This window comes from Mesorhizobium sp. G2-6-1 (assembly GCF_055809095.1).
Map to the genome: position 1 here is coordinate 543,480 of NZ_CM147896.1, position 24,977 is coordinate 568,456.

The 24,977-nt window shown below is 55.8% G+C and carries 18 protein-coding genes and 2 pseudogenes; 10 read left to right on the forward strand and 10 right to left on the reverse strand.

The genetic code is table 11. The annotated features are described in order from the left end of the window. The first annotated feature begins 76 nt into the window (after window positions 1-76). The 8 genes and pseudogenes from AC0L7S_RS02675 (at window position 77) to arsB (ending at window position 7,239) form a co-directional block, all read left to right on the forward strand. Window positions 77-385 (forward strand): hypothetical protein, encoded by a 309-nt coding sequence (locus AC0L7S_RS02675; RefSeq protein ID WP_473472954.1) that lies wholly within the window; start codon window positions 77-79, stop codon window positions 383-385. A gap of 407 nt (window positions 386-792) precedes the next feature. Continuing rightward, complete coding sequence (locus tag AC0L7S_RS02680) at window positions 793-1,836, forward strand: site-specific integrase (protein ID WP_473472955.1); 1,044 nt, start codon at window positions 793-795, stop codon at window positions 1,834-1,836. Then, window positions 1,836-2,015: a hypothetical protein gene (locus AC0L7S_RS02685; RefSeq protein WP_473472956.1), complete on the forward strand. Its 180-nt coding sequence runs from the start codon at window positions 1,836-1,838 to the stop codon at window positions 2,013-2,015. Before AC0L7S_RS02680 ends, AC0L7S_RS02685 begins: the two co-directional genes overlap by 1 nt. 435 nt (window positions 2,016-2,450) lie before the next feature. Beyond that, on the forward strand, window positions 2,451-3,239 hold the full coding sequence (locus AC0L7S_RS02690; protein WP_473472957.1) for a class I SAM-dependent methyltransferase: 789 nt from the start codon (window positions 2,451-2,453) through the stop codon (window positions 3,237-3,239). Window positions 3,240-3,280: 41 nt separating this feature from the next. Further along, complete coding sequence (locus AC0L7S_RS02695; protein WP_473472958.1) at window positions 3,281-4,726, forward strand: hypothetical protein; 1,446 nt, start codon at window positions 3,281-3,283, stop codon at window positions 4,724-4,726. Between the two features lie 570 nt (window positions 4,727-5,296). Then, window positions 5,297-5,650: an ArsR/SmtB family transcription factor gene (locus AC0L7S_RS02700; RefSeq protein WP_473472959.1), complete on the forward strand. Its 354-nt coding sequence runs from the start codon at window positions 5,297-5,299 to the stop codon at window positions 5,648-5,650. Next, window positions 5,650-6,177, forward strand: coding sequence for an arsenate reductase ArsC (locus AC0L7S_RS02705; RefSeq protein ID WP_473472960.1), 528 nt, complete (start codon window positions 5,650-5,652; stop codon window positions 6,175-6,177). The genes AC0L7S_RS02700 and AC0L7S_RS02705 overlap by 1 nt, the downstream gene beginning before the upstream one ends. 1 nt (window position 6,178) lies before the next feature. Then, window positions 6,179-7,239: pseudogene (arsB, locus tag AC0L7S_RS02710) on the forward strand (ACR3 family arsenite efflux transporter). A gap of 92 nt (window positions 7,240-7,331) precedes the next feature. Here the strand turns inward: arsB and AC0L7S_RS02715 are convergent. Continuing rightward, entirely contained in the window at window positions 7,332-7,481 is a 150-nt protein-coding gene (locus AC0L7S_RS02715; RefSeq protein ID WP_473472961.1) for a hypothetical protein, read from the reverse strand. A 249-nt stretch (window positions 7,482-7,730) separates the two neighbouring features. On the opposite strand from AC0L7S_RS02715, the gene AC0L7S_RS02720 reads away from it, so the two are divergent. Beyond that, window positions 7,731-8,177 (forward strand): TadE/TadG family type IV pilus assembly protein, encoded by a 447-nt coding sequence (locus AC0L7S_RS02720; RefSeq protein ID WP_473472962.1) that lies wholly within the window; start codon window positions 7,731-7,733, stop codon window positions 8,175-8,177. Continuing rightward, complete coding sequence (locus AC0L7S_RS02725) at window positions 8,177-9,949, forward strand: TadG family pilus assembly protein (protein ID WP_473472963.1); 1,773 nt, start codon at window positions 8,177-8,179, stop codon at window positions 9,947-9,949. The genes AC0L7S_RS02720 and AC0L7S_RS02725 overlap by 1 nt, the downstream gene beginning before the upstream one ends. 19 nt (window positions 9,950-9,968) lie before the next feature. On the opposite strand, the pseudogene bglA reads toward AC0L7S_RS02725, so the two are convergent. From bglA to AC0L7S_RS02770, 9 genes and pseudogenes are all read right to left on the reverse strand, one after another. Continuing rightward, window positions 9,969-11,596: pseudogene (gene bglA / locus AC0L7S_RS02730) on the reverse strand (beta-galactosidase BglA). Then, window positions 11,593-13,653, reverse strand: coding sequence for a glycogen debranching protein GlgX (gene glgX, locus AC0L7S_RS02735; RefSeq protein WP_473474147.1), 2,061 nt, complete (start codon window positions 13,651-13,653; stop codon window positions 11,593-11,595). Before glgX ends, bglA begins: the two are co-directional and overlap by 4 nt. Continuing rightward, complete coding sequence (locus AC0L7S_RS02740; protein ID WP_473472964.1) at window positions 13,650-15,278, reverse strand: alpha-D-glucose phosphate-specific phosphoglucomutase; 1,629 nt, start codon at window positions 15,276-15,278, stop codon at window positions 13,650-13,652. Before AC0L7S_RS02740 ends, glgX begins: the two co-directional genes overlap by 4 nt. 3 nt (window positions 15,279-15,281) lie before the next feature. Next, window positions 15,282-16,727: a glycogen synthase GlgA gene (glgA, locus tag AC0L7S_RS02745; protein WP_473472965.1), complete on the reverse strand. Its 1,446-nt coding sequence runs from the start codon at window positions 16,725-16,727 to the stop codon at window positions 15,282-15,284. Between the two features lie 4 nt (window positions 16,728-16,731). Next, a complete protein-coding gene (glgC, locus tag AC0L7S_RS02750) occupies window positions 16,732-17,997 on the reverse strand; it encodes a glucose-1-phosphate adenylyltransferase (protein ID WP_473472966.1) in 1,266 nt (421 codons plus the stop codon). Between the two features lie 19 nt (window positions 17,998-18,016). Beyond that, entirely contained in the window at window positions 18,017-20,230 is a 2,214-nt protein-coding gene (gene glgB / locus AC0L7S_RS02755; protein WP_473472967.1) for a 1,4-alpha-glucan branching protein GlgB, read from the reverse strand. A gap of 92 nt (window positions 20,231-20,322) precedes the next feature. Beyond that, on the reverse strand, window positions 20,323-22,743 hold the full coding sequence (locus AC0L7S_RS02760; protein WP_473474148.1) for a glycogen/starch/alpha-glucan phosphorylase: 2,421 nt from the start codon (window positions 22,741-22,743) through the stop codon (window positions 20,323-20,325). 324 nt (window positions 22,744-23,067) lie between these two features. Further along, window positions 23,068-23,850: an ATP-binding cassette domain-containing protein gene (locus tag AC0L7S_RS02765; RefSeq protein WP_473472968.1), complete on the reverse strand. Its 783-nt coding sequence runs from the start codon at window positions 23,848-23,850 to the stop codon at window positions 23,068-23,070. Further along, window positions 23,850-24,932, reverse strand: coding sequence for an ABC transporter permease (locus AC0L7S_RS02770; RefSeq protein ID WP_473472969.1), 1,083 nt, complete (start codon window positions 24,930-24,932; stop codon window positions 23,850-23,852). The genes AC0L7S_RS02765 and AC0L7S_RS02770 overlap by 1 nt, the downstream gene beginning before the upstream one ends. Window positions 24,933-24,977 lie beyond the last annotated feature (45 nt).

Here is a 24,977-nt window from a genome sequence, read left to right on the forward strand (position 1 = left end):
ATGGAAGCGCGCTTATCGCGCTGGTTGGCGTGTACGGCGCGTGTCTGTGCGGTTGGCATGATGGAGAACGCCCGCCATGACTAACCTCATAGCCAAGCTGGAAGGACTGACGGAGCCAAGCCGGGAAGTGGACGCGGAGATTGCTGCGTTTTTCCATCTGAAGCAACTTACCGGGCGGCTCGACGAATGGATAACCGATCCTCCGTTTACCTCCACCCTCGATGCTGCTGTTTCCCTATGTGAGCGGGTGCTGCCGGGGCAATTGGAGACGGTGTTCAAGGCCGCGTTTGACGCATGGGCGTCCGATAAATTGAAGGCCGAGGATTTCCCGCGATACGTGCTTCTCGCACTTCTCCGCGCCAAGGAGGCACAAGATGCTAAGTGAGGCGCAGAAGTTGTCGCTAGAATACGCTGCATGTGCTGAAGGCGGGTGGCCACGCGCAAAGGCGAGTGAAAGGTCTTGGGCTATCCGCTCCTACCGATCACTGGAAAGGAGGGGATTTGTCTGCGAGATAACCAACGATGCGGCTATTGTCAGGGGAGAATTGCGTTTGCATTTTGTGGCAACCCCAGCCGGTCGCGCAGCGATAGAGGGGAAAGAATGACACGGCCTCTGCGTTCTGACTTGGTGGACGACGATCCCATTACGCTTTCGGAAGCAAGTGAACTTCTGCGGGGGAAGGTATCGGTTAGCGCCTTGCGCGCCGAAATCAGGAGAGGCAACTTGTCAGTTGAGCGGATAGGCAAGAACCTGTTTACTACGCCCGCCGCAATCCGCGATATGAGGGAAAAATGCCGCGTCATGCCGAGCCGCCAAGACTCTACCTCCGAAAAGACCGTGACGGAAGCGTCTGGATCATCCGCGACAACGGCAAAGACCGACGAACTGGCTGCGCTGAAAGCGAGCGTGACCGCGCTGAAATCCGGCTCGCTGAGTACCTTGCGCAAAAGCACACCGCGCGGCCATCGGTCGGCGGCAAGTCCGATACCGTTTCCCTCGCGGAAGTAATGCGGGTTTATGTCATGGAACATGCGCCAACCGTAGCAGACCCCGCCCTTGTCGCCCGGCATATCGAGACGCTTGCGCCGTTTTGGGCAGAAAAGACGGTTGCCGGCATCAAGGGTTCATCGTGCCGAGCATATGCGCAAGGACGCACACCCGCTATGGCAAGACGGTCGCTTGAGACATTGCGCGCCGCTGTGAATTATTTTCACAAGGAATACGGGCTAGACCCGGTCCCCGCGTTCACCATGCCGCCCAAGCAGCGAGCGCGTGAAAGGTGGATGACGCGAGACGAGGCCGCGCGGCTGCTTTGGATCGCCCGCAGGACGCCACACCTTGCCCGATTCATTCTGATAGGGCTTTACACAGGAACGCGCTCAGGGGCTATCCTTGGCTTGAAATGGATGGCCTCAGTCGATAGCGGATGGATCGACATGGATGCGGGGATAATGCACAGGGCAGGAAGCAGGCAGCGCCAGACGAACAAGCGTCAGCCGCCTGCGGCACTCCCGCCGCGCCTCATTGCCCACCTGAAACGTTGGGAGGCGATGGATGGGAATATCCGACACGTCATTCACTGGAACGGATCAAGCGTCCAGTCGGTGAAAAAGAGCTTTAGATCAGCAAGGAGAAGTGCAGGGCTTGACGATGGTGTCATCCCGCATTGCCTACGGCATACATGCGCAACGTGGCTGATGCAGTCCGGTGTAGAAGCTTGGCAAGCAGCGGGATTCCTGGGGATGACCGTCGAGATGCTGGAAAGGACGTATGGTCACCATTCGCCTTCGTTCCAGAAAGCGGCGTCGAATGCAATTGCGGCAAGGAGAGTATGATGCAAACACCGCGCGAAATGTTAGAAATCCGGCTCCAAAACTTGGTTGGCCCGGTGGTTGGCATCCAGATTGTCAGCCAAGAAAGTTTGGTCGCAATGTATGATGCCGAGTTAACCCTGCGCACAGAAACCGCACAGAAACAACCGAACTCGACTGAAACGATAGTGAACGAAACGTAGACATACCGCGGCTATGACACGAACAAACCATATGATAATATCGTTCGGGACGACGGGGTCGCAGGTTCGAATCCTGCCACTCCGACCAGTAAATTCCGTAGGTTATCAACTCTTCAAATCTGGCACCCCACAGAGATATCGCTCTTTGCGACAGTGAGCGCCACTATTGCTGGGCCTTATGCCATCGACGTCAACGCTGGTCGTATTGGCCTTCTGCACCTTCGCCATCTTCCGCCCGGTAATCTATTCGATCAACGCAAGCGAAATCGCCGCACCGGATGGCACGTTAGTCATGGTTTTCCTTCACAATTTGGGTTGCAGCGCAATTGAAACGCGATCTTAACGCGTGTATCACTAATCTATATTAGTATTAGCGTGGGGTAACATAGTGACTTCTGAAATTAGCTATGACGCCAAGGCGCAAGCTCAGAAGACTTGGGGGCCTCTCCAACTGGGCATACCTCCGCTGTCGGGCATCAACCTGGAACCGACGAGTTTTTCGAAAAGGCGCGACATTTCAGGGACACCATTGAACAAGACTGGCTTGAGGATGTCGTGCCGTTCAAAGATATGGCAGACAAACGTGTTCTCGAAGTGGGCTTTGGCCCCGGCTATGATGCGTTGAAATTCATGGAACATGATGCCGAGTATTCCGGCATCGACATTACCCCTGAAAACGTCGATCGAACCAAAACCCATTTGCAAAAATTCGGTTTCAAACCAAACGTGGTGCAAGGGGATGCGGAAGCCCTGCCCTATGACGATGCTTCGTTCGAGATTGTCTATTCAAATGGGGTGCTTCACCACGTTCCCGATATGGCGAAAGCATTTAGAGAAGCAAACCGCGTCCTCGAGCCAGGAGGAACCTTCTACGTAATCCTCTATCACAAGCGGTCAGTCTTTTACCTTCTATCAGTGGTGGGCGTCCATTTCTTGACTGGTGGTTTCCTTCGAGAGAGCCTTGCCGCAAGACGCTCGAGGATAGAATTTACAAACGCCGAAGCGGCACCACTTGTGAACGTTTACTCCCGCTCGGAGTTGACCACCATCCTGTCCTCCGCTGGATTCAACGTAGTTCGAACGTCTGTCCGAAAACTCACTTGGGATGAATTGCCTGGGGCCAGTAAGCTTGGCCGGCTTTATCGCAGCGTCCCAAAATCCGTTTACGACGCGATCGGGAAATATGCAGGCTGGTATGTCATCGCCGAAGCTACGAAAGTTTAGATCATCCGTTTTTTTTGCATTGTTGCGGGAATGTTGAATTGTTGAATTGCTTTAAATGCAACCTGGCTAGAAATAGTCAGATTTATATTTTTATAGGATTGTATTTTGTAACCACTGTCGTTGGCAACATCATCTATTTGACCCCGTTCGGGATGGCTTGGCCGGCGCATTCCATATCGAATTTCTCATGGCAAAATTTCAACGTGACATTTGGGGCTGGCTACTGGATTTTGCTCCTTTTCCCGTTGGCAATGGTCCCTGCAATCGCACTTCCAGTCAGTGCTGGCATCAAACCGGTAGCGAAAACTGCCGCGCCGTGGATAGCCGAAATCGGTCGACTCCCCTATTTGCTTGTCTCCGGCGGGCTGTTTTTCTACGTTTTTTATTCTCTGTATGAAGCGCAAGCTTTTGCGCAACTAACGGCAGCCGGAAACGCAATTGATGCGGTACATGCCAGGTTCTCGGTTCTAGACGCGTTGGGATTCTGGCCGCAGATGGTTATGCAGTCGCCATTGGTGTTCCTGGCTATTTACGCAATAGTGAAAGCCACGCACAGCGGCGGGTTGTTCTGGAAGATTGCAGCAGGGGTTAGTGTTCCCCTTCTTTGCCTCGCCTTGATTTTGTTGAATATGAAATGGCCGATTGTTGTTTTTCTTCTGTTAGTCACGGTCAGCGTTCTTGCCACCTGCAAGCGGTATGTGATCCTGAAAACCGCTCTAGCATTCATTGTTGCAGTTTTCGTCTACCTGGTCATCTCGACAATTATTTTGAGGCTCGCACCCAAAGACCACACAGCGACGCAGATACCAGTCACGCTATATACTCACTCTCAGTTGCTTGATAATACCTCGCGACTAGACAAAATATCGCCTGATACATCGACCTCACCAAACTCTTTTGATCCTACTAACAAGAAAAAACTCGACCTCGTTACAAGAGCAGCTCTTTCCACGCCAAAATTACTAACGGTTGCCCTCAACAGAATGGCAGTTGCGACACCCTATTACTATGACCGATTTACAACAAACGGCGCAGTCTGCGGCACTTTGCTTGACCGGATTGAGCGGAAGCCAAGCGAATGCCAGCCTTCGAATTACATTTACACCCAGATGTTCGGAGATGATGGTTTCGATTCCGGGACAGCTCCGGCCGCTATAAACATCTATGGTTATGCATTAGGCGGTTGGGCTGGCGCTCTTTTCGAGACGACTATTGCCGGCATCTTGCTCGGGTTCCTGCTTGCCCTATACGGGCCCGCACAATCGCAACCTGTAATCATGGCTGCCTTCGTCATGGGAGGATATGCTGCCTATTTCTTGACCCAGCTACCCGTTGAGGGCGCGATTGTTTACCCGCATGGAATGCTTTGGTGGGCGATTCTGGTTTTGCTGTGGTCATTGCCTTCTGCTATTTCCAAATTCTTATTCTTGCGCAGGTTGCAATCGGATAACTCAGACAACGCCGCGATGCGCAGCAAGGCAGCATGAAACAACTCCTATTTTCCACATTCTGGGGCGTTTTTGCGGGCATGGGGACATTGTCGCTCGTGTTCGGCAGCCCCGTCGTCGGCATCGCGATGATCGTGGTTGGAATATTAGGGACAATTTTGGCAACGACAGAATATAAAAAGCGACAACGCAGACTTCAACAGTCTAATGCAGAGCCTACCTCTACACCACCCACAGTGCATTGTCCCTGAATTGTGTCGTTCGTGGGTCGATTGCCTTGATCCCGGCCAAAAGCTCGAAATCACCTGTAAGCAATGCGGCTATGTCCACTATCTCACGCGTGACCTGATCTGCTCATCGCTGGAGCGGGAATTCCTCTATCTCGATGAGATTGAGAGAGAAACACATTGCCGGGCTCGCGGCTGCAGGGGTGCTGTTCGCCTCGCCATTCCACGAAAGGGCGACACGAGTGCGTTTGTCGGTGGGATGGCGTAATGCGTCCGCCACGGGAGCGTGGCCAATCCCGAACCAGCAATGTTTGAAAAGGGCCTTGTCGAAGGCATTTGATCGTGCTAGTTGCTGCTTCAATAATTCAAGGATTATTGAAGCATGAATGAACACCAGGCTCTCGACGCTTTCGGTGCGCTTTCTCAGGAAACGCGCCTACAAATCGTGCGTATGCTCGTCGTTGCCGGCACTGCCGGACTGGCTGCGGGCACGATTGCGGAAAAAGCCGAGGTTTCACGGTCCAACGTTTCCTTTCATCTCAAGGAGCTGGAGCGTGCGGGCCTCATTTCACAGCAACGAGTGTCCCGCTCGATCATCTACACTGCCAACTATAGCGCCCTCGGTGATTTGGTGCGGTTCCTCATGGAGGACTGCTGCGGCGGGCATCCGGAAGTCTGTATACCAGCGACGGCCATTGCAGCGTGCTGTATGCCAACAATCGAGGAAACCCACTAATGGCTGACCGTGGCTACAATGTCCTGTTTCTGTGCACCGGCAATTCCGCCCGCTCCATTCTTGCCGAATCCATCATGAACGCCGAGGCGGATGGGCGCTTTCGCGCTTATTCCGCCGGCGGCGAACCCAAGGGACAAGTCCACCCGATGGCCTTGGAGACGTTGCGCGCGCTCGGTTATCCGAACGAGAACTTGAGTTCGAAAAGCTGGGATGTTTTCGCTGTATCCGGTGCGCCACATATGGATTTCGTCATAACCGTCTGTGACAATGCGGCGGCAGAGTCCTGCCCGGTCTGGCCGGGTCAACCGATGACAGCTCATTGGGGCGTTGAAGATCCGGCGGCTGTAACTGGAGAGAATTTTGCCAAGGTACAAGCCTTTTCGCAAGCCGCACGCTTCCTGAGAAACAGGATCATGGCGTTCATCAATCTACCAATCACGTCCATCGACAAACTGGCAATGCAGCGGCAATTGCGCAGTATCGGCAAGATGGATGGCTCAACGAACGCCAACCCGGAAGTCGCCTGACATGTCCACATTCGAACGCTACCTGACCATCTGGGTGTTCTTGTGCATCCTTGTGGGCATCGCACTTGGTCATCTCATGCCCGGCGTTTTTCATGCCATCGGTGCGGCCGAAATCGCCAAAGTCAATCTGCCGGTCGCCGTGCTGATCTGGTTGATGGTCATACCAATGCTCATCAAGATCGACTTTGCCGCACTTGGCCAGGTCGGGCGCCATTGGCGCGGCATCGGTGTCACGCTGTTTGTCAATTGGGCGGTCAAACCATTCTCGATGGCGTTACTTGGCTGGCTTTTCATCGGCTGGCTGTTTCGCCCTCTCCTGCCTGCCGATCAGATCGATTCCTATATTGCGGGCTTGATCATCCTTGCCGCCGCCCCTTGCACGGCAATGGTATTCGTCTGGTCGAACCTGACGCGCGGCGAGCCTCATTTCACACTTTCCCAAGTCGCATTGAACGATACGATCATGATCGTCGCCTTTGCGCCGATCGTCGGTTTGCTGCTCGGCCTTTCCGCTATCACCGTACCTTGGGATACGCTATTTCTATCCGTTGTTCTCTACATCGTCCTGCCGGTGATTGCCGCGCAAATCCTGCGCCGCAAATTGTTGTCCGGCGGTTCCAAAGCACCCTTCGACCGGTTGTTGAAAACGCTGCAACCGCTGTCGCTGGTTTCGCTGCTGGCTACTTTGGTTCTCCTGTTCGGATTCCAGGGTGAACAGATCATCGCGCAACCGGCAATCATCGGCTTGCTGGCTGTGCCAATTCTGATTCAGGTCTATTTCAATTCCGGTCTCGCCTATCTTCTCAACCGTATGAGCGGTGAAGAACATTGCGTTGCAGGCCCATCGGCGCTTATCGGCGCTTCGAATTTTTCGAATTGGCCGTCGCCGCGGCAATCAGCCTGTTCGGCTTCAACTCGGGCGCAGCACTCGCCACCGTGGTTGGCGTACTGATCGAGGTGCCAGTGATGCTGTCGGTTGTCTGGATCGTCAACCGAAGCAAGGGCTGGTATGAGCGGGGCAAAGCCATGCCGCGCCGAGAAAAGAAGAGTGCCTACCCGTAACCGTCAAGTGCTCGGTTGCCACGCCCATTCGCGACGGATTCGCGCGCAGGGCGATTGGCGCAGATCCGGCACTGATTTTTCCTAAAATAGCTTCAAGCGTCGCCTTCCGGCTCCGAATTCACCTCTTCACCTGCCGCTTCAGCACGTTTTGCTTCCTTTTCGGCCTGTTTTGCTGCTTTCTTGGCAGCCTTCTGGCGTTCCCGTTCCTTGCGTTCGTGGTCGTAATTTGGTGCTCGCGCCATTGGCAGTCCTTTCGCTTGTGATGCTTTTTCTGGGTAAATGTATTCATCGCGAAAGGCCACCTCCCAGACAAAACAATTTTTGTCCGGTGGCTGGATTCGCCCGTCCGACGCCTCCCCCTGACCCAACGCCACTGGCCTCATTTCCGGAAAAATGACGTCTCACCAAGCCAAGAAACACAACCATCATACTATCTCAGGTTGTATTTCACATTTGCAGAATTTGCGCACCATTATGCTGATAGTTCGCGCATGAGAAAAATATTTAAAAACAGCAGATTTCTACACCGCGCCACGCAAGACAAGTCCGGCACCGCTGCGGTTGAATTCGCCATCCTTGCTCCGATATTCATTCTTTTGCTACTCGGAATGGCTGCATATGGCATCTATTTCGGCGCCAGTCATTCCATCGAACAGATTTCCGCCGATGCCGCGCGGACCGCTATTGCCGGTCTCACCCCGTCAGAAAGGAAGGCGCTGGTTGCTGCATATATAGCCCGCAACGGCGCGGGTTATGCTTTCGTCAATCCTGCAAAACTGACTGTCGACGCCGCCGACAGCACCGTTGATAGCAATCAATTCGTGGTCTCGGTGAGCTATGACGCCAGCGACCTGCCAATCTGGGGCTTGTTTCGGGAACTGGCCATGCCCGCCATGACGATCAAGCGACAATCGACAATCAGGTTGGGAGGCTTTTAATGTCAGGCCGCATTACATCTCCTGCACACAGGCTGTGCAAACGATTCCTTCGAGACAAGCGTGCAAGTTTCGCGGTCATGACGGCGCTCAGCGTTCCGTTCGCGATTGTGCTGACAGCCTTTGCGGTCGATGAAGGCGCTTTATACACGGAGCGCCGGGCGGCGCAGTCCCTGGTTGATATTGCCGCAATTACGGCGGCAGCCAATATCAACAATACTGAGGCGGCAGTGCTCGCTACCTTCAAAAACAATGGCCTTCCGTCAGCCGTCCTGCAATCAAAGGCAGAAAGCTCCCGCCCAACTGATACCAGTCCGATCATCGAGATTGTACGTGGGCGATACACTGCCAGCGAGGCTGTTGCCGCACCAAACAGGTTCGAAGCAGGTAAGCAGCCCTATAATGCCGTGAAAGTTTCCCTTCAGAAAATTGGCCACCTTTATTTCGGTAATTCGCTGATGGACCCACCAGTTATTGGAACAAGCGCGATTGCCAGCACAACGGCCGAAGCTGCATTTTCTGTGGGATCGCGCCTTTTGAAACTCGACGGGGGCATCGTCAATGCCCTGCTCGGCGGGTTGGTTGGCGGCAATGTCTCCCTTAGCGTCATGGATTACAATGCGCTGATCTCCGCTGATGTCGATGTGCTTTCCTTCATCGATGCGCTCGCCGTTCAACTGCATTTGACGGGCGTTACCTATGCCGACGTTCTGGCGTCCAAGGCGACTATCGGGCAAATTGCATCCGCCATCGCCAACAGTTCCGGGCTCGACCACACAAGCAAACTGGCACTCCAAACGCTGGCCTTGCGAGCATCCAACACCACCAAGATTCCACTTGCCCATCTTGTCGATCTCGGTGATCTGGGTCATCTTTCCCTGGGGCAGAAACCAGCCGGGCTTTCGATTTCGGCAAATGCCTTGAATATGTTCACCGCAGGTGCCGCGCTCGCCAATGGATCGCATCAGGTCGAAATCAATCTTGGTGCCAACATACCGGGATTGACGTCCACAACGCTCGACATCGCCATCGGTGAGCCTGAACAATTTTCGCCGTGGTTGGCGGTGGGTGAAGCAGGCACCGTCGTGCGCACCGCGCAAACCCGCATCAAACTCAACGCATCCGTCAGCCTCGGCACTTCAAATCTTGGTGGGGGCATCAAGCTGTTATCCATCAAGGTGCCACTTCATGTTGAAGTGGCTAGCGCCGAGGCCAAGCTCACCGATATCAGTTGTCCGACAGGACGTCCCGACAGCCGCAAGGTCACGATCGCCGCACGACCCGGCATCGCCTCTTTGCGGTTGGCCAAAAGCGATGGCGCGGGGTTCGCGGATTTTTCCAAACCTCAATCGTTCCATAGAGCGCGGGTTGCCGATATCAGCATCAAGCTCTTACTGCTGTCGCTCAATCTTCTTGGAGTGGATGGGCAGGCATCGACAGCGATCACCAATATGTCGCCGACGCTGCTGACCTTCAACAACGCGGATATCGACAACAAGGCGGTCAAAACCGTTTCGACGCATGACATAACGCAATCGCTCACCTCATCGCTGATCAGCGATCTCACGCTTTCCGTCAATCTCGTCGGCTTGGGCCTCAGCCCGAACGTCCTGCTTGCAACGATAAAGCCAGCCATTGTGACCGCTCTCAGTGGCGTTACCGAACCAGTCGACACATTGCTCGATAATGTACTTGGCATGCTTGGCGTGCGCCTTGGCCAGGCCGATATCCGCGTCACCGGCGCGACATGCGGCCGCTCGGTTCTGGTGCAGTAAATCCGGCACGATATGCCGCTCAGGCAAGTTGCCCGATGAAGCAACGCAGGCCGGGCAACGACAGTGCATTGTCGCGCAAGCCAGCACCGTAGCCTGCAAAATCAACCGCTTCGACGGCGCTCAGATCTTTTGGCAGCGGCCACGTCGCCGGTTCACCGGCGAAGTTGAAAACGCACAGCAGACGCTGCTCATTATTCTCACGCACGAAAGCCAGAACATCGCCTCTTGCGTCAAGAAACCGAATGCTGCCGTCAACCAGCGCCCGGTGCTTTCTGCGCAAGGCAAGCACAGCTCTGTAATGGGTCAACACAGAATTTACGTCGCCATTTTGGACATCGACCGCCTGCGCGCGATGTTCTTGTGGAATTGGAAGCCAAGGCTTCACCGTGGAGAACCCGGCATTTTCGGCATCGCGCCGCCAAGGCATCGGCGTGCGGCAGCCATCGCGGCCCTTGAACCCTGGCCAGAAACGAATGCCATAGGGATCGCGCAAATCTTCAAAGGCGATTTCCGCTTCCTGCAAACCCAGTTCTTCGCCTTGATAAAGGCAAATCGAACCGCGCAAGCAAGCGAGCAATTCAATCGAGAATTTGGCAACTGAATTCGGGGCAGCGTTTGGGCGGGTCCAGCGCGTTACATGGCGCACGACATCATGGTTTGAAAACGCCCAACACGCCCAGCCGTCGGGTGCGGCGCGCTCAAAACCTTCCACGCATCCGCGCACATGTGCGGCGGAAAACTCCGGCCCCAGAAGATCGAATGTGTAGCACATATTGAGCTTATCGCCGCCCGAGGTGTATTGCGCCAGCGTTTGCAAGGAGCGACCCTCATCGCCAACTTCGCCGACACAGGCCCGGTTTTCATAACTTTCGAGAAGCGCACGAAAACGCTTGAGAAAGTCGAGGTTCTCCGGTTGCGTCTTGTCGTATAGATGCTCCTGATACAGATAGGGGTTCGTCTCCATATTGGTTCCGGCAACGCTGGAAGCCAGCGGCGGATTTTTGCGCAGCAGGCGGTCTTGCACATAGTAATTGACCGTATCGAGCCGGAACCCGTCCACCCTCGATCCAACCAGAAACGGACCGTTTCGAGCAGCGCATCCTGCACGTCGCTATTGTGGAAGTTGAGGGCCGGTTGCGAGGTCAGGAAGTTGTGCAGGTAATATTGGCGGCGCGTGGAGTCCCACTCCCATGCCGGTCCGCCGAAAACGGAGAGCCAATTGTTGGGTGCGGTGCCATCCGGTTGGGCGTCGGCCCAGACATACCAGTTGGCCTTGCGATTGGACCGGTCTCTGCGGCTTTCGACAAACCAAAGGTGCTTGTCGGACGAATGTGCAAGCACCTGATCGATAATGACTTTGAGACCGAGTGTGTGCGCCGTGGCAATCAGCGCATCGAACTCCTCCAACGTGCCAAACATCGGATCAACAGCGCAGTAGTCCGAAACGTCATAGCCCATATCGGCCATTGGCGACTTGAAAAACGGTGATAGCCAGATCGCATCGACGCCCAGCGAAGCGATATGTTCGAGACGCTCGGCAATGCCGTGCAAATCGCCGCTGCCATTGCCTGTCGTGTCCTGAAACGAACGCGGATAGATCTGGTAAATGGCGCAGCCGCGCCACCAATCTTTCAAATCATCGTTCACTTTGCGAACTCCATGCTTTCAAGACCTTCAGACCGGTCAGACATTTGGGCACATTCAATCATGAAAACCACGGTTCTTCCCGGCACGGGTTGCACCGGTTGCGTGGCGTTCGGTTCGCCTTCCAATGCCTGTTCCCAACGATAATTTTGGCGTTGGGGCAGCGTGAATTTGCAGGCATTTCGTTCACCATTGACCAGCACCGCCAGACGCCCACTTTCACCATTGCCATTGCCCAGCACCATGACAAGGCGGTGGCGCGCAGCGTCCTCCCAGGCCGCAGTGTCAAATGGCAAACCCGTCTCGGTCAGCCATTCAACGTCTCGCATATTTGCGCCAGCAGGTGTCTGCCCCGTCAGGAAATCCATGTTACCAAGCGCCGCCGACGCCTTGCGCACGGCAGACAATGCACGAACATATCGCTCCAGCGCTCGGTCGCGTCCCTTCCAATCCAGCCATGTTACTGCATTGTCTTGCGCATAGGCGTTGTTGTTGCCCTTCTGCGTGCGGCCGAATTCATCGCCTGCGCTCAGCATGATCGTGCCGCGCGAGGCAAATAAATTTGCCAGCAAAGCACGCTGATCGCCTGCACGGCGCGCGGCAATTTCGGGCTCATCCGTATCGCCCTCAACGCCGTTGTTCCAGGACAGATTTTCGTCGTGCCCGTCGCGGTTTTGTTCGCCATTGTTGTCATTGTGCTTGTGCTCGTAGCGCACAATGTCGGCCAGTGTCATGCCATCATGAGCGGCGATGAAATTGACTGTCCGGGATGCTTGCACGCCATCATGGGCAAAAACGTCTGACGATCCGGCTAGGCGTGTCGCCAAAGCACCAATCTGGCCGGTATCGCCACGCCAGAAGCGGCGAATGTCATCGCGGTACTTGTCATTCCACTCAAGGAATGGTGCTCCAAAATGTCCCAACTGGTAGCCATTTGCGCCAATATCCCACGGCTCGGCGATAAGAATACGATCAGCCAAAACCGGATCATTCTTCATGGCGTGAAGAAGTGGTGCGTCCGCATCGAAACGGCCTTCCACCCGCCCCAGTATCGGGGCCAGATCGAAGCGGAAACCATCGACGCCTGTATGGCGAACGAAGTGGCGAAGGCTGTCCAGAACAAGCTCGCGCACGATGGGGTGATCGCAAGCGACGGTGTTGCCAGTGCCGGTATCATTGACCAGTTTGCCGTGGTCGTCGTGGCGATAATAGGCTCGATTGTCCAGCCCACGCAGCGAGAGCGTCGGCCCAAGAATATCGCTCTCGCCGGTATGGTTGAAAACCAGATCAAGAATAACGCCGATGCCGGCGGCGCGAAGCGTGGCGACCATCTCGCGTAAGTCCGCCACTCCACCCGGCGCGAGGCGCGGGTCCAGCGCCATGAATGTTACCGGATTATAGCCCCACGCATTGGTCAAGCCGAGTGGCGAAAGGTGGCGCTCGTCAATCGAGGCAGTCACCGGCATCAACTCAACGGCATTGACACCCAGCTTCACCAGATGCTCGACCATGACCGGATGAGCCAGCGCCCGGATCGTTCCACGGTCCTTCTCAGGGATATTGGGGTGCAGCATGGTGAGGGAGCGCGTTGACACTTCGTAGATCAGGCCACCCGGCTGAAAAATGGGGCCTGCGATTGGCCCGGTCTCGCCACTTGAGGCGACAACAGCCTTTGGCATCAGCGAAGCGGTATCACCGCCCTCGCCCCGCTTGGCGCTCAGTTTTTCATTGTAGATGTAGGGGCGATCTATCTCGACGGCATAGGGATCGACCAGAAGCTTGTCAGGATCGAACCAGAGACCACGCTCCGGCTCATAAGAGCCATCGGCGCGAAAGCCATATCTCGTTGTCTGCGCAAGACCTCGGACAAAAAGCGCGTGAACGCCTTCGCCTTCGGGCTGGAGTTCAAGTCTGTCGATCTCACGCTCTCCAGCCTGATCGAAGATCGAAACCCACACACGTTCAGCCGCGCCAGACCAGACGGCAAAGCGCGTACCGCCTTGCTCGACAAGGCTTCCGAAGCGCGGTGGACCGCCGTTTGAATCGCTTGCAGTATTCAGGTGATGACGCTCGGCTCGGCGCGACCGGTATGGCTGCGAATCCCGGCAATATCATCAGCCGCTCCAATCAGATCGGCAAGCGCTTCTTGTGTCTCAATGTCATGCTTGGCCGGATCGGCTTCGTAGCGTTCGATATAGACGCGCAGCGTCGCCCCCGACGTTCCCGTTCCTGAAAGCCTGAATACAACGCGCGAACCGCCTTCGAACAATATGCGTATGCCCTGATGCTCGCTGACAGAACCGTCGACCGGATCGTGATAGGCGAAATCGTCGGCCTTGGTAATTGTCTGTCCGCGCACCATTGTGCCCGCGAGCGAGGAAAGCTTGCCTCGCAATTCATCAATCAGGGCATTGGCGCGTTTCGTTTCGACCTCTTCATAGTCATGGCGGGAATAATAATTGCGGCCATAAGTCTGCCAATGGCTTGTCACGACCTCGTGCACACTTTGATCACGCGCCGCTAAAATGCTGAGCCAGAACAGCACCGCCCACAGGCCGTCCTTTTCGCGCACATGGTCGGAGCCGGTGCCGGAACTTTCCTCGCCGCATATGGTCGCCATTCCCGCGTCGAGCAGATTTCCGAAAAACTTCCAACCGGTCGGCGTTTCATAAATTTCGACGCCAAGCTTTTCTGCCACCCGGTCAGCCGCGCCACTTGTCGGCATGGAGCGGGCAATGCCCTTGAGCCCCGCCTTATAGCCGGGGGCCAGCGTGGCGTTGGCGGCAAGCATTGCAACCGAGTCGGAAGGGGTTACGAAAATACCCTTGCCGATGATCAGGTTGCGGTCGCCGTCACCATCGGATGCAGCGCCGAAATCCGGTGCATTCGGGCCCATCATGTCGTCATAGAGTTGCTTGGCGTAGACAAGGTTGGGGTCTGGATGGTGGCCACCGAAATCCGGCAGCGGTTTGAAATTGCGTGCCGTTCCTTTTGGCGCGCCAAGCTGCTTTTCCAGTATCTCGACGGCATAGGGACCGGTTACCGCGTGCATGGCGTCAAACGCCATGGTGAAGCCGGAACTGAACAGTTTACGCAACGCATCGAAATCGAACAGCGTTTCCATCAGCGCCGCGTAGTCCTTGACCGGATCGATGATTTCTACCGTCATGCCACCAGCTTCAACAGTGCCAAGTGTGTCGATATCAATATGGTCGATGTCCGCAATCTTGAATTCAGAGATCGTCCTGGTCTTGGCAAATATCGCGTCGGTCAGCTTTTCAGGAGCCGGGCCGCCATTTTCTGCATTGTACTTGATGCCGAAATCCTCATGCGGGCCACCCGGATTGTGGCTGGCAGAAAGAATAATGCCACCGAACGCCTTGTATTTGCGGATAACATTCGATGCCGCTGGCGTCGACAATATGCCGCCTTGACCAACCATCACTTTGCCGAAGTCGTTGGCCGCGGCAATGGCAATCGCTTTCTGGATGACCTCGCGGTTATAAAAACGCCCATCCCCGCCGATCACCAGTGTCTTGCCCTTGAATCCTTCAAGCGCATCGAAAATCGACTGAATGAAGTTCTCGGCATAGTGTTCCTGCTGGAACACGGGCACCTTCTTGCGCAATCCCGAAGTGCCGGGTTTCTGATCTGAATAAGGTTTGGTCGCAACGGTACGTGTCATGCGTCATGTGGCCTTTTTGGATATTAGCGAGCGGTAGAGATCAACGTATTTGTTGGTACTTCGATCCCATGACAATTCAGATTTCATGCCCTGCCGCTGGATCGTCGCCCATATGACCGGATTGGCGTACACTTGGATCAACAGCTTGATGGAATGCAACAGGGCATCAGCATTGTCTGGCGCAAACTGGAAGCCGGTTGCCACACCTGCCGAAACGGCAGCCTCGTTAGCGTCGATCACTGTATCGGCCAGACCGCCCGTGCGCGCAACCACAGGCACGCAGCCATAGCGCAGGCCGTAAAGTTGGGTAAGGCCGCAAGGCTCGAAGCGCGACGGAATGACAATTGCGTCGCAGCCTGCCTGCATCAGGTGAGAAAGGCCCTCGTCATAGCCGATCACCACCCCGACGCGGCCAGGATGACGGGCCGCAGCGGCCAGCAGCGCACCTTCGAGACCTGAATCGCCGGAACCCAGCACCGCAAGGCGAACACCACTGCCGACAATGGCGTCAGCGGCTGCAACCAATGTGTCCATTCCCTTTTGCCAGGTCAGACGGCTGACGACACAGACGATTGGCGTATTATCTCTGTCGAGGGTAAAGCGTTCTTCGACTGCCTTCTTGTTGATCTTGCGGTCTTTCAGCGATTTGACTGTATAATTGGAAGCAAGGTTCTTGTCGGTGGCCGGGTTCCAGATATCGATGTCGATACCATTGACGATGCCGTAAAGATCATCAGCCCTCATATTGACCAGACCGTCCAGCCCCATGCCGAACGCTGGCGAGCGTATCTCTTGTGCATAGGTCGGGCTAACCGTCGTGATCGCCCAGGCCGACTGGATGCCGGCCTTGAGAAAGCCGACGCCGCCATAATATTCGACGCCGTCAAGTGTCATGGCATGTGCTGGCAATCCCAGATCTTTGAATATCTCGGCGCTGAAACGTCCTTGAAACGCAAGATTGTGGACCGTGACAAGCGACGGCGTGGCCACGGCCTTGCCAAAGCGCATGTAAGCGGGCGTCATCGCGGCCTGCCAGTCATGGGCATGGACGATGTCGGGCAGATAGCCGGAGATCGCACCGCTTGCTATGTCAGCGCCCACCTTGCTCAACGCCGCGAAGCGCCGCCAATTGTCTGGCCAGTCTGCACCCGATGCATCGCCATACGGCCCGCCTTGCCGGTCGAACAGATGCGGCGCGTCCATGACGAACAAATCAAGGCCGTTCACCTTGGTCGCGTAGATCGAGACCTTGCCGCCATGAAGTTCCCGATAGGTGAAAACCGCCTTCCTTTTCCGGAAAGCCTTCATGACGGTCGGATAACCGGGGACAAGCGAGCGCATGGCAACGCCTTTGTGCGCCAACGCTATGGGCAGCGCGCCTGCCACATCGGCCAGACCGCCGGTCTTGATCAGTGGAAATATCTCGGGCGTGACCGACAGAACTTGCATGTGGTTAAAGGCCCAATTTGTCGATCATCGGTTGCGTAATAAGGCTGATGCCCTTTTCCGAGACACGGAACCGCTTGGCATCCAGCACGGGATCTTCGCCGACGACGAGCCCCTCGGGAATGTGCACGCCATGATCGAGCACCACGCGTTTCATTCTGACATTGCGCCCGACATGGCAATCGGGAAGCATGACGACCTCCTCAAGTGTCGTATAGGAATTGATACGCGCGCCAGTAAAAATCAAACTGCGTTTGAGTGAAGCGCCGGAAACGATGCAGTCGCCCGACACCAGAGACGAAACCGCGGAGCCACGCCGTCCATCCTGATCGTGCACGAATTTTGCCGGTGGCTTCAATTCGGCGTAGGTCCAGATCGGCCAGTCCTTGTCGTAGAGATCGAGTTCCGGCGTAATGTCGGTCAGGTCGATATTGGCCTCCCAATAGGCGTCAATCGTGCCGACATCGCGCCAATAGGCTTCGTTTTCTGCGGTGGAGCGCACACAGGATTTGGCAAAGCGATGGGCAACCGCTTTGCCGCCAGTCACGACCTGCGGGATAATATCCTTGCCGAAATCCCGGCTCGAATTTGGGTCTGCCGCATCCTTGCGTAACAAATCCATCAGGAATTTCGTCCTGAAAACATAGATGCCCATCGACGCCAATGCGTGATCTGGCTTGTCGGGAATGCCCGGCGGGTCGGCGGGCTTTTCGATGAAGGAGATAATGGTGTCCTTCTTGTCGACATGCATGACACCAAAGCCGGTTGCTTCCATGCGCGGAACTTCCAGGCACCCGACCGTGACATCGGCTCCCGCCTCGACATGCTGGCGCAGCATCAGTTCGTAATCCATCTTGTAGATGTGATCGCCGGCAAGGATCACCATGAATTCAGGGCCGTAAGCCTCGATGATGTCGATGTTCTGGTAGACCGCGTCGGCGGTGCCCTCGTACCACTGCGTTTCCGAGACACGCTGGCTGGCGGGCAGAATATCAAAACTCTCGTTTCGTTCGGGCCTGAGAAAGTTCCAGCCGCGCTGCAAATGGCGGATTAACGAATGCGCCTTGTACTGGGTTGCCACCCCAAGCCGGCGGATACCGGAATTTAGCGCGTTGGATAGCGCAAAATCGATGATGCGGGTCTTGCCGCCGAAATAGACAGCCGGTTTGGCGCGGCGATCGGTCAATTCCTTGAGACGGCTGCCGCGCCCGCCTGCCAGCACATAGGCCATGGCGTCACGCGCCAAAGGTTGGGTTCGCTTTATTTCAACCATTTCTACCCTCCCACATCACTCAATCCGAAACCAATTCCAGCATGATCGTCGCCAGCGGCGGCAACAGCATTTCGGCAATCGCTGCCGAGCCTTCAGTGTGGGCATCAACTGCACCACCATTGCCCTTGCCGCTCCCACCATAATCGGCAGCGTCCGTGTTCATGATCTCGCGCCATCTGCCCGCGCTCGGCAGCGGCACACGATAATCCTCGCGCACAACCGGCGTAAAATTCGAAATGACGGCAATCGGACTGCCCTCTGGCGCCTTGCGCAGCCAGGCAAAAACCGAATTTTCGCTATCATCGACGATCAGCCAGGAAAAGCCGTCGGGTTCACAATCGCGCCCATGCAGCGCCGGGCGTGAGCGGTAAAGATAGTTGAGATCGCGCACCACTTGCCGCACGCCTTGATGCGCCGGCTCCTCTAGCAGGTTCCAGTCGAGAGCACGCTCCTCGCTCCACTCCCGCCGTTGCGCGAATTCCTGTCCCATGAACAGAAGCTTCTTGCCGGGATACCCCCACATGAACGCATAATAGGCACGCAATGTCGCAAACTTTTGCCAATCGTCTCCAGCCATCTTGCCGATCAGCGTGCCTTTGCCGTGCACAACTTCGTCATGCGACAAGGGCAGCACGAAATTTTCGCTGAACGCATAAGTCAGACCGAACGTAATGTCGTTGTGGTGGTGCTTGCGGTGGATCGGTTCCTTGCTGAAATATTCCAGCGTGTCATGCATGAAACCCATGTTCCATTTAAAGCCAAAACCAAGCCCGCCTTCATGCACAGGCTGGGACACTTTCGGCCATGATGTCGATTCTTCGGCCATGGTCATCACGCCCGGATGATGGCCATAGAGTTCCTTGTTCATCTTCTGGAGGAAAGACACGGCTTCGAGGTTTTCGCGCCCGCCCTTCTCATTTGGCAGCCACTCGCCCGCCTTGCGCGAATAATCGAGGTAGAGCATCGAAGCCACGGCATCGACGCGCAGACCATCGACATGATATTTTTCTGCCCAGAACAGGGCATTGTTGACCAGGAAAGAAACCACTTCGCGCCGCCCGAAATTGTAGATCAGCGTATTCCAATCCGGGTGAAACCCCTTGCGCGGGTCGGCATGTTCATAAAGTGCGGTGCCGTCAAAACGTGCCAACCCATGTTCATCGACAGGGAAGTGCGCTGGCACCCAATCAAGGATGACACCCAGTCCGACGCGGTGCGCACCATCGACGAAGCGCGCGAACCCGTCCGGGTCGCCAAAACGGGCAGATGGCGCATAAAGTCCGGTCGTCTGATAACCCCAGGAGGGATCATAGGGATGCTCGGAAATCGGCATGAACTCGATATGGGTGAAGCCTGCGTCAGCGGCATATGGAATCAAGCGTTCGGCAAGTTCGTCCCATGTCAGAAACGCCCCATCGGCATGGCGCTGCCATGAACCGGCATGAACCTCGTAGATCGAGATCGCCTCGCGGCGCGGATCGGCCGTCTTCCAGTAGGCACGATGCGCTTCATCACCCCATAGATGTGCAGACGGTGCAGCGGTCACCGAGGCGGTTGCCGGGCGTAGCTCCGACTTAAAGGCAAATGGATCTGCTTTCAGCGGAAGCCGCACGCCGTCAGCGTCAAGTATCTCGTATTTATAGGGAATGTCGGCACCGATATCGGGAATAAAAACTTCCCAGACACCTGTATCTTTACGAACCCGCATGGAATGGCGACGCCCGTCCCATGCGTTGAAGCCGCCGACAACCGAGACACGTCGCGCATTGGGAGCCCAGACGGCGAACTGCACGCCGGTCGCCTTCTCATGCTCGATGATATGGGCTCCAAGTTTATCGAAGAGCCTCAGGTGAGAGCCTTCGGCAATATAATAATCGTCCATCGGGCCAAGTACCGGTCCGAAGGAATACGGGTCGGTCAGCCACCATTCACCACCGGCATTGCGCGCATGATAGCGAAGCGGCTGGCGCTTGCGGATCGAGACCTTGCCTTCAAAGAACCCACCATCGTCGCGGCGGTTCAGTTCCCCGGCTTTTTTCCCGGCAAGGGTATAGGCCGAAACGACCTCTGCATCGGGAACGAAACAGCGCGCGAAAAAAGCCTTGCCCGCCTGCTGCACGCCCAGAACCGCAAACGGATTGCCATGCGTTCCAGCGACAATGGCGGCAACGTCGCTGGCGCTTGCCAGTCCATCCGTTCCACTTGCGGAAACGGTCGCGCGCGGCTTGCTCATTGAGCGGCTTGCCTCCTTCAGGTCTCCGGCCACGATATTAGCGCAATTTCCATTTTTCGCGGGAATTGCACCAACGGCCTCATGCAATCATATCAGACAGGCACGTTCCAGATTTCTTTCGCATATTGGCGGATGGTTCGATCTGATGAGAACCAGCCTACCCGCGCGACATTGTGAATGGCCATTGCGGACCATTGCGGATTTGTGCGCCAAACCGCGTCCACTTCACGCTGCATGGCGGCATAAGCGTCGAAATCGGCAGCGACCATGAACCAGTCACTGTCATAAAGGCCGCCGATGAGATCGCGATAGCGATCCGGGTCATCATGCGAAAAGACACCGGACGATATGGCCGCCAGAGCCTGCGAGAGTTCGGGCGATTTCTCGATCACCGCGCGCGGTGCATAGCCATTGCTACGGCGCTGTGCCACCTCGGCGGCAGTCAGGCCGAATATGAAGATATTATCGTCGCCGACGCACTCCTTGATCTCGACATTGGCACCATCGAGCGTGCCGATGGTCAGCGCGCCATTCAGCGCGAATTTCATGTTGCCGGTGCCAGAGGCTTCCATTCCAGCCGTCGATATCTGCTCGGAAAGATCAGCGGCCGGCATCATTATTTCAGCGGTACTGACATTGTAGTTTGGTACGAACACCAGTTTCAGCAACCCGCGAACCGCCGGATCGCGATTGATGACTTTGGCAACATCATTGGCCAGTTTGATGATTAGCTTGGCATTGTGATAGCTGGGGGCTGCCTTGCCGCCGAAGAATTTCACACGCGGCGTCCAGTCCCGTTCCGGATGCGATCGGATCTGATCATAAAGCGCCACCGCCTCGATTATGTTCAGCAGTTGGCGCTTGTACTCATGGATGCGCTTGATCTGAATATCGAACAGAGCTGACGGATCGACCTTGATGCCCATCCGCTCGGCAACCAGATTGGCCAACCTGATTTTGTTTTGCCGTTTAACGTCCATGAATTTGTCACGAAATACAGCATCGTCGGCAAATTTGTCGAGGTCCTTGATGGCATCAATATCATCGAGAAAACGGTCACCGACCGTCTCGCGCGCCAGTTCCGTCAGGCCCGGATTGCATTGAAACAGCCAGCGGCGCGGCGTGATGCCATTGGTCTTGTTGTTGATACGCGCCGGGTAAAGCTGATGCAGGTCGGCAAACACCGTTTCCTTCATCAATTCGGTGTGCAGCGCCGACACGCCGTTGATCGAATGTGAACCGACAAAGGCCAGATTGCCCATCCGTACGCGGCGCTCGCCATTTTCCTGGATCAACGAAATACGAACGATCTGCTCGTTGGAAAGGCTGCCGCCAGCGCGCGCTTCCAACAGCACCTTGGCGTTGATTGCGTAGACGATCTGCATATGGCGCGGCAACAGGCGCTCAAACAGCGGAACCGGCCAGCTTTCCAGCGCTTCGGGCAAAAGCGTGTGGTTGGTGTAGGCAAATGTGCGTTTGGTGATGTCCCATGCTTCGTCGAAATCAATGCCGTGGACGTCCATCAAAAGACGCATCAACTCGGGAACGGCAATCGCGGGGTGGGTGTCGTTGAGATGGATGGCGGCCTTGTCCGGCAGCGACTTCAGATCGCCATACTGGCTGAGATGGCGTTGCAGAATGTCCTGAAGCGAAGCGGTCGAGAAGAAATACTCCTGCCGCAAGCGCAGTTCCTGACCTTCCTTGTGCGAATCGGCCGGATAAAGCACACGCGACAGCGCATCAGCCTTGTTGGTTTCGGCAAGCGCGCCGATATGGTCGCCTGCATTGAATTTGTCGAGGAGGATCGGATCGACGGGCATGCCCGACCAAAGCCGCAACGTATTGACCCGGTTGGCGCGCCAGCCAACCACCGGCGTATCGTAAGCCACTGCCAGCACACGCTCTCCCGGCTTCCAAATATGACGCGCCGGGCCTCCATCGCTGGACGTTACCTCTTCCACAGCACCGCCGAACCCGACCTCGAATGAACGCTCGCGACGCTCGAATTCCCACGGATTGCCGTGATCGAGCCATGTTTCGGGCAATTCGACCTGCCATCCATCCTGAATTTCCTGCCTGAACATGCCGTTGACATAACGAATGCCATAGCCATGTGCTGGAACATCGACACTTGCCATGCTTTCCATGAAGCATGCGGCCAAGCGGCCAAGACCGCCATTGCCCAATGCGGCGTCGGGTTCCAATGCTGCAATCATGTCGAGATCGACGCCAAGCGAGGACAAGGCCGCGCGCATATTTTCCATCAAGCCCAAATTGGAAAACGCATCGCGCATCAGACGCCCGATCAGAAATTCAAGCGACAGATAGTAAACGCGCTTTTCTTTCTGTTCGTAGACTTCCTTCGTACCGGCGATCCAGTGATCGATGATACGATCGCGCACCACCTTGATCGAAGCCGTCAGCCAGTCATGCTGGGTGGCAACGGTCGTGTCCTTGCCCAAGCGATATTTCAGCGCCTCGAGCACTTCTGCGGCAAGTGCTTCCGGCTTCATTCCCGCAATTGCTGTCTGAGGCGTTTGGGGGAGCTTGATGTTCGTCATATATTTTTCCGGATTCTGAACTTCAGCGCATAATAGCCGACCGCTGAGGAAGGCGTGATTGCATCTGCGTACAACAGCGCAGGCGATTTTTCAATCGATTTAAAATTCCTGCTACTACGGTTGTTACCAATTCAGTTCTGCGGGCATCACGGTCAATATTGCCCCCTCTGTCCTGCCGGACAGAGGGGTGCGAAGGAACGCAAACCACTATGCAACTGTATAATTTGCGCGGTGTAACTTTTGATAGAATCGTTGATCCGCTCCAAATATTTATCGTTATGCCGCCAAGGCAGCCTCCGGTGGCGGTTTTGCTCCGGTCATGAAGGCGACAGCGTCCGACATCGAATATTTTTTGGGGTCGATCACCGTGAGACGGCGCCCCAGGCGGTGAATATGAATGCGGTCCGCCACCTCGAAGACGTGGGGCATGTTATGAGAGATGAGCACGATCGGCAGGCCGCGTTTCTTGACGTCCTGAATCAATTCCAGAACGCGTCGAGATTCCTTGACGCCGAGTGCTGCGGTTGGCTCATCCATGATCACCATTTTCGAGCCGAACGCAGCAGCACGCGCCACGGCAACGCCCTGACGCTGGCCGCCGGAGAGTGTCTCCACCGCCTGACTGATATTCTGAATTGTCATGAGGCCGAGTTCCGTCAGCTTTTCTCGCGCACGCCTTTCCATTTCCGGCCTGTCGAGCATGCGCAGCCATTGTCCGGCAAAGCCGGGTTTGCGGATCTCACGGCCAAGAAACATGTTGTCGGCAATGGAAAGTGCGGGAGACAAAGCCAGGTTTTGATAAACGGTCTCGATGCCGGCATCGCGTGCAGCCATTGGCGATCTGAAGGATATCTGTTTGCCTTCAAGCCGGATTTCACCACTGTCGGGAACGACCGCCCCCGATATCGCCTTGATAAGCGTGGATTTTCCCGCACCGTTGTCACCAATCACGGCCAGCACCTCACCCGGATAGAGGTCGAAATCGGCAGCATCGAGCGCCGTGACCCTGCCATAGCGCTTGACCAGACCACGTGCGGTAAGAATGGGTTCTTGTGCCATCACCCGGCTACCTTTCTGATCCATTGGTCAACAGCAACGGCAACGATTATCAGCGTGCCGATGAGGAGATAGGTCCATTGCGGGTCGGTGCCGATCAGCCTGAGCGCCAGCGAGAATACGCCGACGATCAGCGCGCCGAACAACATTCCAAGGATAGACCCGCGCCCTCCGAACAGTGAAACACCGCCGATCACCACCGCCGTGATGGATTCAATATTGGTAAATTGTCCCGAGGTCGGCGACACCGAACCGAGGCGGCCAATCAGCACCCATCCGGCCAGCGCACATATCAGGCCTCCCAGTACATAGACCGAAATCAACATGCGCGTGACGTTGACGCCTGCCAGTTCGGCCGCGTCCGGATCGTCGCCAACGGCGTAAACGTGGCGCCCCCATGCCGTGTGGTTGAGTACGTACCAAAGCAGCAACACCAACAGCACCATGACGATAACGCCATAGGTAAAGACTGCATTGCCAATGCGTATGCTGGAGCCGAAAAATTGCAATAGCGGGGCTTGCGCCTCGATATCCTGCGAGCGGATGGTTTCATTGGCGGAGTAGAGAAAATTCGTCGCCAGCACGATCTGCCACGTTCCAAGCGTGACGATGAATGGCGGCAGTTTCATCCGTGCGACAAGCACGCCATTCAACCAGCCGCACAGTGCGCCAACCCCGAAACCACAGAGGATTGCGATTGGCGCTGGCAAGCCATAGCGGAACGCAAATTGCCCCATGACCACTGACGAAAGCACCATGATGGCACCGACCGAGAGATCGATACCGGCTGTCAGGATGACAAGTGTCTGAGCAGCACCAACGATGCCGACAATGGCCACCTGTTGCAAGATCAAGGTCAGCGAAAATGCCGAGAAGAATTTTCCGCCGATAATCACGGCAAAAGCAACCAGCGACGCAATCAGCACGATAAGCGGCACCGCCGCCGGGCTTGAATGCAAGAAGTGCTGCAGGCGTTCAACAGACGATCGTTCTATCGTATCGAATTTGGCAATGGCCCCATCGCTGTCTGTCAGGGCATTCTCGAATTCCTGTGTCGGCTTGCCGCCTGCTGACGTATCGCTCATCCGAGCCGCCTCCCCTTGGGGTATTGCCACTTAACAGACACGCCT

Coding starts and splice junctions, on each gene's coding strand:
- AC0L7S_RS02740 (WP_473472964.1), bottom strand. CDS start 15,278: ATGACACGTACCGTTGCGACCAAACCTTATTCAGATCAGAAACCCGGC.
- glgA (WP_473472965.1), bottom strand. CDS start 16,727: ATGCAAGTTCTGTCGGTCACGCCCGAGATATTTCCACTGATCAAGACC.
- AC0L7S_RS02770 (WP_473472969.1), bottom strand. CDS start 24,932: ATGAGCGATACGTCAGCAGGCGGCAAGCCGACACAGGAATTCGAGAAT.
- AC0L7S_RS02720 (WP_473472962.1), top strand. CDS start 7,731: ATGAGAAAAATATTTAAAAACAGCAGATTTCTACACCGCGCCACGCAA.
- AC0L7S_RS02705 (WP_473472960.1), top strand. CDS start 5,650: ATGGCTGACCGTGGCTACAATGTCCTGTTTCTGTGCACCGGCAATTCC.
- AC0L7S_RS02675 (WP_473472954.1), top strand. CDS start 77: ATGACTAACCTCATAGCCAAGCTGGAAGGACTGACGGAGCCAAGCCGG.
- AC0L7S_RS02715 (WP_473472961.1), bottom strand. CDS start 7,481: ATGGCGCGAGCACCAAATTACGACCACGAACGCAAGGAACGGGAACGC.
- AC0L7S_RS02700 (WP_473472959.1), top strand. CDS start 5,297: ATGAATGAACACCAGGCTCTCGACGCTTTCGGTGCGCTTTCTCAGGAA.
- AC0L7S_RS02760 (WP_473474148.1), bottom strand. CDS start 22,743: ATGAAGCCGGAAGCACTTGCCGCAGAAGTGCTCGAGGCGCTGAAATAT.
- AC0L7S_RS02765 (WP_473472968.1), bottom strand. CDS start 23,850: ATGGCACAAGAACCCATTCTTACCGCACGTGGTCTGGTCAAGCGCTAT.
- AC0L7S_RS02680 (WP_473472955.1), top strand. CDS start 793: ATGCCGCGTCATGCCGAGCCGCCAAGACTCTACCTCCGAAAAGACCGT.
- glgB (WP_473472967.1), bottom strand. CDS start 20,230: ATGAGCAAGCCGCGCGCGACCGTTTCCGCAAGTGGAACGGATGGACTG.
- glgC (WP_473472966.1), bottom strand. CDS start 17,997: ATGGTTGAAATAAAGCGAACCCAACCTTTGGCGCGTGACGCCATGGCC.
- AC0L7S_RS02725 (WP_473472963.1), top strand. CDS start 8,177: ATGTCAGGCCGCATTACATCTCCTGCACACAGGCTGTGCAAACGATTC.
- AC0L7S_RS02685 (WP_473472956.1), top strand. CDS start 1,836: ATGCAAACACCGCGCGAAATGTTAGAAATCCGGCTCCAAAACTTGGTT.